General features: G+C 70.0%; 13 protein-coding genes. 4 read left to right on the top strand and 9 right to left on the bottom strand.

Annotated features, from left to right (window positions below):
* The first annotated feature begins 46 nt into the window (after positions 1-46).
* On the top strand, positions 47-814 hold the full coding sequence (locus AC1RM6_RS00065) for a class I SAM-dependent methyltransferase (protein WP_493097519.1): 768 nt from the start codon (positions 47-49) through the stop codon (positions 812-814).
* Here AC1RM6_RS00065 and AC1RM6_RS00060 read toward each other — a convergent pair.
* The 5 genes from AC1RM6_RS00060 to AC1RM6_RS00040 form a co-directional block, all read right to left on the bottom strand.
* Positions 793-1,425, bottom strand: coding sequence for a class I SAM-dependent methyltransferase (locus AC1RM6_RS00060; protein WP_493097517.1), 633 nt, complete (start codon positions 1,423-1,425; stop codon positions 793-795). The two genes, AC1RM6_RS00065 and AC1RM6_RS00060, sit on opposite strands and share 22 nt — an antisense overlap.
* Before the next feature lie 2 nt (positions 1,426-1,427).
* A complete protein-coding gene (locus tag AC1RM6_RS00055) occupies positions 1,428-4,850 on the bottom strand; it encodes a chromosome segregation SMC family protein (protein ID WP_493097515.1) in 3,423 nt (1,140 codons plus the stop codon).
* Between the two features lie 91 nt (positions 4,851-4,941).
* A complete protein-coding gene (locus tag AC1RM6_RS00050; RefSeq protein ID WP_493097513.1) occupies positions 4,942-5,703 on the bottom strand; it encodes a thioredoxin domain-containing protein in 762 nt (253 codons plus the stop codon).
* A 179-nt stretch (positions 5,704-5,882) separates the two neighbouring features.
* Positions 5,883-6,608, bottom strand: coding sequence for a thioredoxin domain-containing protein (locus tag AC1RM6_RS00045; protein ID WP_493097511.1), 726 nt, complete (start codon positions 6,606-6,608; stop codon positions 5,883-5,885).
* Positions 6,605-7,174 carry a DUF721 domain-containing protein gene (locus AC1RM6_RS00040; protein WP_493097509.1) on the bottom strand — a complete coding sequence of 190 codons (570 nt, stop codon included), beginning with the start codon at positions 7,172-7,174 and terminating at the stop codon, positions 6,605-6,607. Before AC1RM6_RS00040 ends, AC1RM6_RS00045 begins: the two co-directional genes overlap by 4 nt.
* 25 nt (positions 7,175-7,199) lie before the next feature.
* Here AC1RM6_RS00040 and AC1RM6_RS00035 point away from each other — a divergent pair, with 25 nt between their 5' ends.
* The gene (locus AC1RM6_RS00035) at positions 7,200-8,264 is read left to right on the top strand and encodes an A/G-specific adenine glycosylase (RefSeq protein WP_493097507.1); all 1,065 of its coding nucleotides are present in this window, start codon (positions 7,200-7,202) and stop codon (positions 8,262-8,264) included.
* Positions 8,264-9,163, top strand: a complete 900-nt coding sequence (nudC, locus tag AC1RM6_RS00030) for an NAD(+) diphosphatase (RefSeq protein WP_493097505.1) — start codon at positions 8,264-8,266, stop codon at positions 9,161-9,163. Before AC1RM6_RS00035 ends, nudC begins: the two co-directional genes overlap by 1 nt.
* Positions 9,164-9,169: 6 nt before the next feature.
* Here nudC and AC1RM6_RS00025 read toward each other — a convergent pair whose 3' ends face one another.
* The 3 genes from AC1RM6_RS00025 to AC1RM6_RS00015 form a co-directional block, all read right to left on the bottom strand.
* On the bottom strand, positions 9,170-9,616 hold the full coding sequence (locus AC1RM6_RS00025) for an NfeD family protein (RefSeq protein WP_493097503.1): 447 nt from the start codon (positions 9,614-9,616) through the stop codon (positions 9,170-9,172).
* Entirely contained in the window at positions 9,613-10,626 is a 1,014-nt protein-coding gene (locus tag AC1RM6_RS00020) for an SPFH domain-containing protein (RefSeq protein WP_493097501.1), read from the bottom strand. Before AC1RM6_RS00020 ends, AC1RM6_RS00025 begins: the two co-directional genes overlap by 4 nt.
* A 71-nt stretch (positions 10,627-10,697) precedes the next feature.
* Complete coding sequence (locus tag AC1RM6_RS00015; RefSeq protein WP_493097499.1) at positions 10,698-11,594, bottom strand: prephenate dehydratase; 897 nt, start codon at positions 11,592-11,594, stop codon at positions 10,698-10,700.
* 156 nt (positions 11,595-11,750) lie between these two features.
* On the opposite strand from AC1RM6_RS00015, the gene AC1RM6_RS00010 reads away from it, so the two are divergent.
* On the top strand, positions 11,751-12,383 hold the full coding sequence (locus tag AC1RM6_RS00010; RefSeq protein ID WP_493097495.1) for a c-type cytochrome: 633 nt from the start codon (positions 11,751-11,753) through the stop codon (positions 12,381-12,383).
* A gap of 198 nt (positions 12,384-12,581) precedes the next feature.
* Here AC1RM6_RS00010 and AC1RM6_RS00005 read toward each other — a convergent pair whose 3' ends face one another.
* Positions 12,582-12,869 (bottom strand): GIY-YIG nuclease family protein, encoded by a 288-nt coding sequence (locus AC1RM6_RS00005; RefSeq protein ID WP_493099480.1) that lies wholly within the window; start codon positions 12,867-12,869, stop codon positions 12,582-12,584.
* Between the last annotated feature and the right edge of the window lie 137 nt (positions 12,870-13,006).

Raw genomic sequence — 13,006 nt, 5'->3', positions numbered from 1 at the left:
TGAACCATGACTGGTCATATCGCCGTCGCATCGATGGCCTGAGGCGATGAACCACGTTCATCATGCCGCCGATCGCGGCTTCTCGGTTGCCGCCGATGCCTATGCCCGCGGCCGCCCCGACTATCCGCCGGCGCTGGCGGAATGGCTGTCCGATCGGCTGGGGCTGACCGAGGGCCGGCGCGTGCTCGACCTCGGCGCGGGCACCGGCAAGTTCGCTCCCAATCTCCTGGCGACCGGCGCCGACATCGTTGCCGTCGAGCCGGTCGCAGCAATGCGTGACGCGCTGAGTCGCGGCTTCCCTCGCATCGCGGTGCACGCCGGCACCGCCGAATCGATCCCGCTCGCCGACGCTTCGATCGACGCGGTGGTCTGCGCACAGGCATTTCATTGGTTCGCCAACGAAGCGGCGCTCGCCGAGATCCATCGCGTGCTGCGGCCCGGCGGCATGCTCGGGCTGGTGTGGAATGTCCGCGACGAGGATGTCGACTGGGTCGCCGCGCTGACCGACATCATCGCCCCGCACGAAGGCGACGCGCCACGCTATTATAAAGGCGACTGGCGCCGGCCGTTCCCGGCGCCCGGCTTCGGCCCGCTCGACGAAAGCCTTTTCGGCCATGCGCATGCCGGCCCGCCCGAGGCGGTGATCGTCGATCGCTTCCTGTCGGTCAGCTTCATCGCGGCGCTGCCCGACGGCGCGCGCAGCGAGGTCGAGGCGCAGCTCCGCGCGCTGATCGCCGCCACGCCGGCGCTCGCCGGCAAGGCGGAGATATGTTTCCCCTATCGGACCGCAGCCTATGCTTGCCGGAAGGCATAGACGGTCGCGGTCCGCGCCTCGCCGGTCTCCTGGACGACATGGTCGGCGATCGGCCGCAGCCTGGCCTCCGGCAGAAAGGCCCGCCCCGGATCACCGACCATGATCTGCCGGCCCAGCGCCGCCGCGCGATCGAGGAAGCCGGTCAGGCGCACCGCGGTCGGACGCTCGTAGAACAGGTCGCCGACCAGGATGATCTCCTGTTCGGGCGGCTGCCCGTCGAGCAGGTCGACCTGCCGCGCCGCGATCGTCACGCCATTGGCCGCCGCGTTGATCGCGAGCATCGCCACCGCATACGCATCGACGTCGACCGCCACGACCTGTGCCCCCGCCAGGGTGGCGGCGATCGCGACGAGGCCCGAGCCGGCGCCGAGATCGAGCACGGTCCGCCCCGCCACCAGATCGGGATGGTCGAGGATATGGCGGGCGAGCACCAGCCCCCCGCTCCAGCGATAGGCCCAGTAAGGCGTGCCGAAGCCGTCGGGATCCTCCTCGCCGAGGCCGCGCAGGCCGCTCGACGGCACCGCCTGATGGAGGCGGATCTCGGGCAGCAGCGGCACCGGCAACAGCGGCATGCGCGCGCGAACGAACGCCGCGAAGTCGGCGGGAACCAAGCCTACTCCGCCGCGAGCAGCCGCTCGGCGCCGCCAAGATCGACCGAGACCAGCCGGCTGACCCCGCGTTCGATCATCGTCACGCCGAACAGCCGGTGCATGCGGCTCATCGTCACCGCATTGTGGGTGACGATCAGATAGCGCGTGTCGGTTTCCTGGGTCATCTGCACCAGCAGGTCGCAGAAACGCTCGATATTGGCGTCGTCGAGCGGGGCGTCGACCTCGTCGAGCACGCAGATCGGCGCGGGATTGGTCAGGAACAGCGCGAAGATCAGCGCGACCGCGGTCAGCGCCTGTTCGCCGCCGGACAACAGGGTCAGCGAGCCGAGCCGCTTGCCGGGCGGCTGGGCCATGATCTCGAGCCCCGCTTCGAGCGGATCCTCGCTGTCGATCAGTTCGAGATGCGCCTCGCCGCCCGCGAACAGGGTCATGAACAGCCGGCGGAAATGCTGGTCGACCGCCTCGAACGCGGCGAGCAGCCGGGTGCGGCCCTCGCGGTTGAGGCTGCCGATCGATCCGCGCAGCCGGTTGACCGCCTGGATCAGCTCGTCGCGTTCGGCGGCGCTGTTGGTCTGCGCCGCCTCGATCTCGCGCAACTCGGTCTCGGCGACGAGATTGACCGGCCCCAGCCGCTCGCGGTCGACGGTCAGCCGCTCGAGCCGGGTCGATTCGTCGCCGGCATCGCCGACTTCGGCGCCGACGAACCCGATCCGTTCGGGCAGCACCGCCGCCGGGCATTCGAACCGCTCGCCGGCAATCCGCCCCATCTCGATCCGGCGCAACTCCTGATTTTCGTGCCGCGCCTGGGCGCCGGCGCGCTTCTCGCGTGCCGCCGCCAGGGCTTCGCCGGCCTGGGCGCCGCGGGTCTCGCAGCCGCGCAGGTCGGCCTCGGCGAGCCGCTCGGCCTCGCGGGTGGTTTCGGCGGCGGTCTCGGCGGCGCGGCTGTCCGCGCCGACGCTGGCGATCAGCGCCGCGAGTTCCTCGGGCCGCCCCGCCATCGCCTTGGCCTCGACCTCGTTGGCGGCGGCGCGCGCATCCATTTCGGCGATGCGGTTGGCAGCGTCGCCGGCGCGGGTCCGCCAGCCCTTCGCCTCGCCGCGCGCCGACTGCAGCCGCTGGGTGTCCGCCGAGGCGGCCTGGGCATTGGTCATCGCCTGGCCGCGCGCCTCGACCAAAGTAGTGCGGATCGCCTCGCTCGCACGGCGCAGCCGGTCGGCCTCGGCACGCGACGCCTCGCCGTCGGGAAGCGCCAGCATCACCGCCATCGCCGCCTCGACCGCCGCCGACGCCTCGCCGACCTCGCCTTTGGCGCGGCCCTCGCGCTCGACCATCGCGCTCTTCTGCGCCGCCAGCCGCTCGATCGCAGTGGTCGCCTGATCCTCGTCGCGGATCGCGGTGCGCTGGGCATTTTCGGCCCGGGCCTGTTCGCCGCGCGCCGCATCGATCGCCGCGCGGGCGGTCGCCAGCGCGCCGTTCGCCTCGGCCAGCGCCGCCTGCGCCGCCGCCAGCGCGGCCTGGGCGGTGGGCAAGGCCGCCTGCAGTTCGCTCAGCCGGTTGACCCGCGCAAGCCGTTCGGCGGCGGCGGCGCCGACATCGACCGCGACGAAGCCATCCCAGCGGCGCATCCGGCCGTCGCGGGTGACCAGCCGCTGCCCGGCCGCCAGCGCGATCGTGCCGTCGTCGCTGTCGACCACCGCGACCTGCGCCAGCCGGCGCGCCAGTTCGGACGGTGCCGCAACATGGCCGGCGAGCGGTTCGCAGCCCGCCGGCAGCGCCGGATCGCCGGCGGCGGTCGCCCCGGTCCAGCGCAGCGGCCCGCTGCCGCCGACCGCCGCCTCGAGATCGTCGCCGAGCGCCGCCGCCAGCGCATGTTCATAGCCGGCGTCGACCCGCAACTGGTCGATCGCGCGGTTGCCGCCACGATTGCCGCCGAGCGCGCGCTCGATCGCCTTCGCCTCGGACTCAATCGTCGCGAGGCCGGCGCGCGCCGATCCGCTTGCCGATTCGGCCTCGTCGCGCCGGGCCGACGCCGCGGTGCGCGCCTCCTCGCCACGGGCGATCGCGGCCAGCGCCTCGGCGATCGCGCGTTCGGCGGCTTCGCGCGCGGCCCCCGCCGCGGCACGGCGCGCGAGCAAAACGGCATCGTCGCCGAGCGCCGCCATCTCGCGCAGGATGCGCTGCACCTCGCCCTGCGCGCGGTCGAGCCGCTGGCGCGCGCCGGCGATATTGGCCTGCGCGACCCGCAATTCGGCCTGTTCGGCGGCATGCGCAGCCTGGGCACGCGCGACCGCGAGTTCGGCCTCGCGGCTTTCGGCCTCGGCATCGCGCACCCGCGCGTCGATCATTGCCTGGCGCTCGCCCGACTGGGCGATGCGCAGCGCCAGCTCCTTGTCCTCGGCCGCCAGCGCCGCGAGCGCCGCCGCGGCGTCGATCGCCAGCCGGTCCTCGCGGGCGCGGTCGCGGGCGAGGGTGTCGCGCGCCTGGCCGATCTCGGATATCCGCCGCCGCACCGATTCGATCTCGCCTTGCAAGCTCGCCAGCCGATGTGCCAGCCCGGTCGATCGCTCGCGGGCGGTCTGGGCCGCGGCGCGGCTGTCGCCGACCTTGCGGGTGGCGAGCGCCTGCGCCTCGGCAGCGGCGGCCTGGACCGTCGCGGCTTCGGTCACCGCAGCTTCCGCGGCGGTCGCCTCGCGTTGCGCCACCTCGGCGGCCCGCGCGGCATCGCGCCAGCGCGCGTAGATCAGCCGCGCCTCGGCCAGCCTTATCTGTTCGCTGAGCGTGCGATAGCGCTCGGCGGCGCGCGCCTGCCGCCGCAGCGAGGCGGTACGCGATTCCATGTCGGTCAATATGACGTCGAGGCGGGCCAGATTGGCCTCGGTCGCGCGCAGCTTCGCTTCGGCGTCGCGGCGCCGGACGTGAAGCCCGGCGATCCCCGCCGCCTCCTCGAGCATCTGCCGCCGCTCCTGCGGCTTGGCGGCGATCACCGCGGCGATCTTGCCCTGGCTGACCAGCGCCGGCGAATGGGCGCCGGTCGCGGCGTCGGCGAACATCAGCCCGACATCCTTGGCGCGGACGTCGCGGCCGTTCATCAGATAGGCCGAGCCGGCGCCGCGCTCGATCCGGCGGGTGACCTCGACCTCGCGGTCCTCGTCGGCGCCGGCATCGGGGCGCTCGGTGAACAGGGTGACCTCGGCGAAGTCGCGCGCCGGCCGGGTGCTGGTCCCGGCGAAGATGACATCCTCCATCCCGCCGCCGCGCATCGACTTGGCGCTGCTCTCGCCCATCACCCAGCGGATCGCCTCGAGCAGGTTCGACTTGCCGCAACCGTTCGGGCCGACGATGCCGGTCAGCCCGCGTTCGATGATCAGTTCGGCGGGTTCGACGAAGCTCTTGAAGCCCGACAGGCGGAGCTTGCGAAAGCGCATGGGTTATTCGGCGCCGAAGCGGCGACGAACGGCACCGACCCGCTCGTTCACCCGATCTCCGGGGAAAGCGGGTCGGTGCCGTCGCATCAAATCAGCGCACGACCGCGCGCAGCTTGCTCTCGAGCGTCGGCCAGTCATAGACCTGATCCTGCTTCTGCCCGTTGATGAAGAAGCTGGGGGTGCCGTCGATCTTGTCGGTGTTGGTGGCGTAGTCGCGGATCTTGAGCAGTTCGTCGAGCCCGGCCTTGTCGGACAGGCAGGCCTTGATCCGCTCGGCGGGCACACCGCGGGTCTTGAAGAAATCCTCGAGACCGGTGAGCGAGATCAGCTGGATGAACTGCTGTTCCTGCGGCAGCGTCCCCATCGACTGGAGGGTCTTTTCGTCGACCGAGTTGAACTTGCCGATCCACTGGGTCTGGCTGGCGTAGAGCTGTTCGGCGAGCGGGAAGAAGGGTTCGGGCCCCTGGCAACGCGCGACCAGGGTGGCGGCGACGTCGAGCGGGTTCATCACGAAGTTGCGGAATTCCCAGCTGACCTTGCCGGTCTTCACATAGGTTTCGCGCAGCGGCTCGGCGGCCGACTTGGTGAAGTCGCGGCAATGCGGGCAGGTGATCGACGCATATTCGACCAGCTTCACCGGCGCATCGGGATTGCCCATGCGAAAGCCGCCCTCGGGGGTCTTGGCGGTGACCTCGGTCCAGTCCTTGCCGGTATAGGGCACCGCCGGCGATGCCGGCGAGGTCGACGCGGTGGCGGCGTTCGTCACCGGCGCACCCGCCTCATCCTTCTTGCCGCAACCCGCGACCGTCAGCGCCATCGTCGCCACCGTGGCCGCAGCCCAGAACTTCTTCATCGCGTCACAATCTCCTGTCGGCCGCTGCCGGCCCTGTACTGAACGATACCGGCGCTTCGGCCGCGCGCAAGAGCGTCATACGCGATCTCGAAGATGCTGACGCATCCTCGATCGATTTGCTCAAGCGCCGCACGGGCTGATACCCTATTCCGGTGAGCCAAGCTCACCGGAATAGGGTATCAGCCGAGCGCCGCCTTGATCTTCGCCTCGAGCTCGGCCCAGCTGCCGAGGGTGCCGACCATCTCGCCGTTGATCCGGAAGGCCGGGGTGCCGGGGATCTTGTCGGCGTTCCACGACTTGTCGGTCATCGCCTCGAGCTGGGCGATCGCCGCCTTGTCGGCCATGCACTGGCTGTAGCGCTGCGCGGTCATCCCGCGCTTGGCGAAGAAGGCGTCGAAGCCGGCGCCATGCGAGACGAACGCCATCTTCTCCTGCGGCGACTTGCTGTCGAAGTCGCCGGCCGCGCTGACCGCCATCGCCTTGTCCATCCATTGCTGCTGGCTGGCGAACAGGGTCTCGATCGAATCGAGATAGGCACGGCGCGGCGCGCAGCGGCTGAGCAGAGAACCGACGAAATCATAGCCGTCGCGCACCGCGTGGCGAACCTCGAGACTGACCAGCCCCCTGGCGATATAGTCGCGCTTGAGCGGGGTCAGCGCCTCGCCGGCGAGATGCGCGCAATGCGGACAGGTCAGCGACAGATATTCGACCAGCTTCACCTTGGCGTTGGGATTGCCGATCACCACCGCGCCGTCGGCGGTCTGGCCAAAGGTCTGGAGCCAGTCGGCCGCGGCAGCCGCCTTCGCCGGCGCCTTGGCGACCGTTTTGACGGGCGCCTTGACCGCCGCCCCCGATGCGACCGGTACCGACGCGATCAGCAGGACCGGCAACAGGCGGTGGATCATTTCACGTCATCTCCCTTGTCGACGAGCGGGGCGCCGGTGGTGCCGGCGAGCGCGCCGGCGAGCGAGGCGAGGCAGGCGCGCAGTTCGGGATCGCCGACGGTGCGCAGGCTTTCGCCGAGATCGATCGACGCCGGGCGGACCGACGGCGGCGCGACCCGCTTGGGCGGTGCCGGCGGGGCGCTCGCCATCTGGCGGATCACGACGCGGGCGACCGCGGGATAGCCGAAGAAGCGATTGACCCGCTCGATGATCTCGGGGGCGACATGCTGCATCATCGTGCCATGGGCGCCGGCGACCTCGAGCGTCAGCACGCCCTCGGCGCGGCGACCCAGCGGAAAGCGGATCGATTCGGGGGTCGAGACCCCGGCATAGCGGGTGCCGACGATCTCCGACCAGCGACTCACCACCGAACTCTGGACGAACCCGAAGCGGCGAAACGCCGCGCGGCCGACATCGGGCAGCATGTCGGCGACCGATTTCGCGGCCCCGCCGCGCGGGCGTTCGGACTTCGGCGCTTCGACTTTCTTCGACCGCGTCCGCGGCTTGGGGCTACCGGTTTCACTCATCGCCGCGTCATGGCACAAGCGGGCCATGCCCGTCGACAGTCCTGCGATGATTCCCGTCCATTTGCTCGACTGGTACGACCGGCACCACCGATCGCTCCCCTGGCGCGCCGAACCCGGCGCACCGCCGCCCGATCCCTATGCGGTGTGGCTGTCGGAGATCATGCTCCAGCAGACCACGGTCGCGGCGGTGAAGCCCTATTTCGCCAAGTTCGTCACCGCCTGGCCACGGGTCGAGGCGCTGGCCGGAGCCGACGAGGCCGACGTCATGGCCGCCTGGGCAGGGCTTGGCTATTATGCGCGGGCGCGCAACCTGATCGCCTGTGCCAGGGCGGTGACGCAAGACCATGGCGGCCATTTCCCGGGCACCGAAGCCGAATTGCGCGCGCTGCCGGGGATCGGCGACTATACCGCCGCCGCGGTCGCGGCGATCGCGTTCGGCGAGCGCGCAGTGGTAATCGACGCCAATGTCGAACGGGTGGTCGCACGGCTGTTCACCTATGACCCGCCGCTGCCCGCCGGCCGGCCCGGGTTGCGCCTGCTCGCCGACAGCATCACCCCGGACGCACGCGCCGGCGATTTCGCCCAGGCGATGATGGACCTGGGCGCGACGATCTGCACCGCGCGATCGCCCAATTGCCTGATCTGCCCGCTGTCGGCGCCATGCGCGGCGCGGGCATCGGGCCAGCCCGACGCCTGGCCGGTCAAGGCGCCGAAAAAGGCGAAGCCGCACCGTCGAGGCACCGCCTTCTGGATCGAGCATGACGGCGCGGTGCTGCTGGTGCGCCGGCCCGACAAGGGCATGCTCGGCGGGATGCGCGCGCTGCCGACCGGGCCATGGACCGACGCCGACCCGGGACTCGACGAGGCTCCGCTTACGGCGCGATGGCGGCCGCAGGGCCATGTCGCGCATGTCTTCACCCATTTTTCGCTCGACCTTGCGGTGGTGACCGCGCGCTGCGCCGTCCGCCCCGAACTCGACGGCACATGGTGGCCGATCGAGCGGATCGACGAGGCGGGATTGCCGACGCTCTTCGCACGCGCCGCCGAGCGCGCTATCGCCGCGCGACAAGAGGTCGATCAGGAGTCGTGATGCCGCGCTTTGCTCCCCCGGGTTTCACCGGCTCCCCGCTCGTCCGCGTCGACCATGAGCGCGACAATCGCAGCTGGTTCGACGAACAGGCGGCCAGTCCGGCGGCGCGGCTGCTGCGGCTGAACGGGCTCACCCCCGAGGTTTCGGACGACGGTCTGCTCGGCTGGGGAACGCTCGACGAGGCCGAGGGCGAGGGCGACGCCGAGCTGGCCTTGCTCGGGCTGATCGACGGCACCCCGCGCTTCGTCCGGCTGTGCCGCGATCTCGAGGATCCGAGCCAGCGCAGCGCGGCGATGAACGCCGCGCTCACCCTGCTCCAGCCCGACGAGGCGGCGACCTATGCGATCGCGCGCTGCCTGGTCGACTGGCATGCCCGCCATCATTATTGCCCGCGCTGTTCGAAGCCGACCCGCCCGTTCCGATCGGGCTGGGGCCGGCTGTGCGACAAGGCGACCGGCGGCTGCGGCGCCGAGCATTTCCCGCGCACCGACCCGGTGGTGATCATGCTCGCCCAGCATGGCGACCGGGTGCTGGTCGGCCGGCAGCACCGCTTTCCGCCGGGCAATTATTCGGCGCTGGCGGGGTTCGTCGAGGTCGGCGAGTCGATCGAGGAAGCGGTCGCCCGCGAGCTTCACGAAGAGGCGGGCGTGGTCGCGACCTCGGTCCGCTATCTGGTCAGCCAGCCTTGGCCGTTCCCGTCGCAGCTGATGATCGCCTGCATCGCCGAGGTCGAGAGCGACGCCATCAACCTCGACGCGAACGAGCTCGAGGATGCGATGTGGGTAACCCGCGAGGAGGCCGAGGCCGCGCTGCGCCGCGACGGCAGCGGCCGGTTCAACGCGCCGCCGCCCTTCGCGATCGCCAACAGCCTGCTCCAGCGCTGGGTCGCCGGCGCCTGAGGGACTTCACTCGGCTCGAATGACGACCAGGGTATTGCCGTCGACGCCGGTGACGATCGCCGTCTGCCCCTCTTCCATGTCGGGGCCGCTCGCCGGCCAGGAGCCGTCGCCGACCCGCGCCCGGCCGATGCCGCCCACCAGCGCCTCGCAAATGACGACGCGGGTGCCGATCAGCCGCGCCGCACGATCGTTGAGCAGCGGATCCGACGGTTTCGCCTCGCGCCGGTAGAGCGTGCGCCCGGCATAGATCGACAGGATCGCCACCACCGCGAAGATCGCGAAATCGGCGGCGAGCGGCAGGCCGAAGCCGAGTGCGACGACGAAGGTGACCGCCGCCGCCAGCGCCAGCCAGATCAGGAACACCCCGGGCACGACGATCTCGGCCGCGGCGAGCAGCACCGCGGCGACGCCCCACGCCCAGGGCGAATGGAGCAGGGGTTCGAGCGCGGTCATGCCGGATCGGACGGGGTGGTGGGCACGCCCGAGGCGGCGAACGGCCCCGGCGAGCCGGCCGCCCTGCCCCGCGCGAGCGGCGGCGATACCGGGGTCGAGTCATCGAGCGCCGCCTTCGCGAGCGAGCCGATCCCGCTCAGCGTTCCGATCAACTGGGTCGCCTCGACCGGGAACAGGATCGTCTTGGCATTGGGCGAGGTCGCGAAGCGGCCGATCGCCTCGACATATTTCTGGGCGATGAAATAGTTGATTGCGAGCGCCTCGCCGCTGGCGATCGCGTCGGACACCAGCTTGGTCGCGGTCGCCTCGGCCTGGGCGGCGCGCTCGCGCGCCTCGGCGTCGCGGAACGCGCTCTCGCGGCGGCCCTCGGCCTGGAGGATCTGGCTCTGCTTCTGGCCCTCGGCCTTCAGGATCTCGGAAGCGCGCTGGCCTTCGGATTCGAGGATCAGCGCGCGCTTCTCGCGCTCGGCCTTCATCTGCCGGCCCATCGCATTGACGATGTCGACCGGCGGGCGGATGTCCTTGAGCTCGACCCGGGTCAGCTTGACGCCCCAGGCGACGGTCGCATGGTCGACGACGCTGAGCAGCCGGGCGTTGATCTCGTCGCGCTTCGACAGGGTCTCGTCGAGGTCCATCGACCCCATCACGGTGCGCAGGTTGGTGGTGGTGAGCTGGAGCAGCGCCCGGTAGAGGTCCGACACCTCATAGGCCGCCTTGACCGGATCGAGCACCTGGAAGAACACGACCCCGTCGACCGAGACCATCGCATTGTCCTTGGTGATGATCTCCTGGCCCGGGATGTCGAGCACCTGCTCCATCATGTTGACCTTGCGGCCCACCCGGTCGACGAACGGCATGATCAGGGTAAAGCCGGGCCGCGCGGTCGAGACATAGCGGCCGAAACGCTCGATCGTATATTCATAGCCCTGGCGGACGACGATCACCGCCGAGAAGACGAACATGACCGCAAGCAGGGCCGCGCCCCCGAACAGGATCGCCGCGAACGTCATGATCTTCTCTCCCGATATGTGGCCGCATGATAGCCGCTCGGGAGGGGCGAGGGTAGCGAAAGCGCGTTCGCTCAGAGCGCGCGCGAGCGCCCCTGCGGATAGGTGCCGAGCAGCCGCACCCATTTGGTATGGAACATCAGTTCCTCGAGCGCGCGGCGGACCGGCGGGTCGTCGGGGTGGCCCTCGATATCGGTATAGAATTCGGTCGCCGCGAAGCTGGCCCCGCTCTGATAGCTTTCGAGCTTGGTCATGTTGACGCCGTTGGTCGCGAAGCCGCCCAGCGCCTTGTAGAGCGCGGCGGGCACATTCTTCACCTCGAAGATGAAGGTGGTCATCACCGGACCGGCGTCGGCGGGCACCTCTTCTGCCTCGAGCGCGAGCACCACGAAGCGGGTCATATTGTCGTCGGAGTCGGCGAGATCCTCGCCGATCACCTCGAGCCCGTAAAGTTCGGCGGCGATCCGCGGCGCGAGTGCCGCGACCCCGGGATCGCCCTGTTCAACGACCATCGCCGCAGCGCCGGCGGTATCGGGATAGGTCAAAGGCTGGATGCCGTTCGCACGCAGCCAGTGCCGGCACTGGCCGAGCGCCTGCGGGTGACTCATCGCCTGGACGATCGGGCCGTGGCCGGGCAGCGCCATCAACGTGTGGCGGATCGGCAGAAAATGTTCGCCGATGATCACCAGCCCCGATTCGGGCAGCAGGAAATGCATGTCGGCGACGCGGCCGTTGAGCGAGTTCTCGATCGGGATCACCGCGCAGCCGGCGCGCCCCTCGCGCACCGCATCGATCGCGTCCTCGAAATCGAAGCAGGGCAGCGCGAGCCCGTCGGGAAAGCATTGCTGGACCGCGAGGTGCGAATTGGCGCCGGGCGCCCCCTGGAAGGCGACCGCGCGGCCGGGATCGAGCGCGGCGGCTTCGGTCATCTCGGCGACGAGCGCCTGGGCGGGGGCGGGATAGGTCTGCATATCGGCGTCAGGCGCTTAGGCAGGTGTGCGGACTATCGCAAGCCGGCTCTCCCTTATTCGCGCCGCGGCGCTTGCGAAGGGGGATAAGCGATTCTAAAGGGATCGCAGATATGCCGCGCCAGCGAAGGCGCGCGCCACGGGAGTTTCGAGGGGCACATGGACGATCGCGCGAACACGATTGCCGGCTGGGCGCTGGCTGGCGGCATTGCCGCCCTTGGCCTCTCGATCCTCAGCGGTGAATATTTTCACGCCGAACGTCCTGAAAAAATGGGCTATACCGTCGAAGGCGTCGAGGCCGAAGGCGGCGACACCGCCGCGGTCGCCGAGAAGCCGATCGAGTTCTATCTCGCCTCGGCCGACCCCGCCAAGGGCGCCGACGTCTTCAAGAAGTGCGGCGCCTGCCACAATGCCGACAATGGCGGCCCCAACGCGCTCGGCCCGAATCTGTGGGGCGTGCTCGGCGAGGCGATCGGCCAGGGCGCGCACGGCTTCGCCTTCTCCGATGCGCTCAAGAGCAAGGGCGGCACCTGGAACTGGGACAATCTCAGCCAGTGGCTGAAGAGCCCGAAGGCGTTCGCGCCCGGCACCAAGATGACCTTCGCGGGCCTCTCCAAGCCCGAGGATCGCGCCAATGTGATCGCCTTCCTCAACAAGCAGTCGAACAGCCCGCTGCCGATGCCGGCGGTCCCCGCCGAAGCCGCCGCGGCGCCGGCCGCTGGGGCCGAGGCTCCGGCCGCGGAGAATGCCGCGGCGCCGGCCGAGGGCAATGCGGCCGCTCCGGCGAAGTAAGCACGCCCCTCTCGAAATATGAAAAAGCCCCGGGAAACCGGGGCTTTTTTGTTTGGCGGAATGGCGCTTGCGGCAGCGTTGGCGTGCTGACGACCGAGGTCCCGGCCTCCGCCGGGATGACGATTGTAGAGCGGGGTCATACCACAAGCGTCATCCCGGCGGAGGCCGGGATCTCGGGAGAGGCTCGCGACGGCCACCTCAGGCGATGATGACCTCCCAAAGATCGTCCCAGCCTGGATTCTGCTCCGCGATCAATCGGAGCTTCCAGGCGCGCGGCCAGTTCTTGAGCGCCTTCTCGCGCGCGATCGCCTCCTCGATCGTCGCATGCGGTTCGGCCAGGACGAGCATCGTACAGTTGAAGCGCCGCACGAAGCTGGCGCCCCTCCCCTCGCGATGCGCGGCCACCCTAGCCACAATGTCAGCGGTCACGCCGACGTAGAGCACGCCCATCGGCTTGTTGGTCATGATGTAGGTCCAGCCTCCCATCATGAGCGAGGCTACTCCTGCGGTACCGTCGGCGTGCTGACGACCGAGATCCCGGCCTCCGCCCTAGGAGATTCACACATTTTTCAGGGCCCAGCCCTGAGCGATGGATTTGAAGGACTGGAGGCCATGTCGGAAGG

This window comes from Rhizorhabdus sp. GW822-FHT03C02 (genome assembly GCF_058801765.1).
The sequence above is the reverse complement of the archived record's forward strand: the minus strand, read 5'-3'. Positions and strand labels throughout refer to the sequence as shown.

Excerpts from the sequence above, each read along its gene's own strand:
- AC1RM6_RS00065 (WP_493097519.1), top strand. The coding sequence starts at position 47 with ATGAACCACGTTCATCATGCCGCCGATCGCGGCTTCTCGGTTGCCGCC.
- AC1RM6_RS00055 (WP_493097515.1), bottom strand. The coding sequence starts at position 4,850 with ATGCGCTTTCGCAAGCTCCGCCTGTCGGGCTTCAAGAGCTTCGTCGAA.
- AC1RM6_RS00050 (WP_493097513.1), bottom strand. The coding sequence starts at position 5,703 with ATGAAGAAGTTCTGGGCTGCGGCCACGGTGGCGACGATGGCGCTGACG.
- AC1RM6_RS00045 (WP_493097511.1), bottom strand. The coding sequence starts at position 6,608 with ATGATCCACCGCCTGTTGCCGGTCCTGCTGATCGCGTCGGTACCGGTC.
- AC1RM6_RS00040 (WP_493097509.1), bottom strand. The coding sequence starts at position 7,174 with ATGAGTGAAACCGGTAGCCCCAAGCCGCGGACGCGGTCGAAGAAAGTC.
- AC1RM6_RS00035 (WP_493097507.1), top strand. The coding sequence starts at position 7,200 with ATGCCCGTCGACAGTCCTGCGATGATTCCCGTCCATTTGCTCGACTGG.
- nudC (WP_493097505.1), top strand. The coding sequence starts at position 8,264 with ATGCCGCGCTTTGCTCCCCCGGGTTTCACCGGCTCCCCGCTCGTCCGC.
- AC1RM6_RS00025 (WP_493097503.1), bottom strand. The coding sequence starts at position 9,616 with ATGACCGCGCTCGAACCCCTGCTCCATTCGCCCTGGGCGTGGGGCGTC.
- AC1RM6_RS00020 (WP_493097501.1), bottom strand. The coding sequence starts at position 10,626 with ATGACGTTCGCGGCGATCCTGTTCGGGGGCGCGGCCCTGCTTGCGGTC.
- AC1RM6_RS00015 (WP_493097499.1), bottom strand. The coding sequence starts at position 11,594 with ATGCAGACCTATCCCGCCCCCGCCCAGGCGCTCGTCGCCGAGATGACC.
- AC1RM6_RS00010 (WP_493097495.1), top strand. The coding sequence starts at position 11,751 with ATGGACGATCGCGCGAACACGATTGCCGGCTGGGCGCTGGCTGGCGGC.
- AC1RM6_RS00005 (WP_493099480.1), bottom strand. The coding sequence starts at position 12,869 with ATGGGAGGCTGGACCTACATCATGACCAACAAGCCGATGGGCGTGCTC.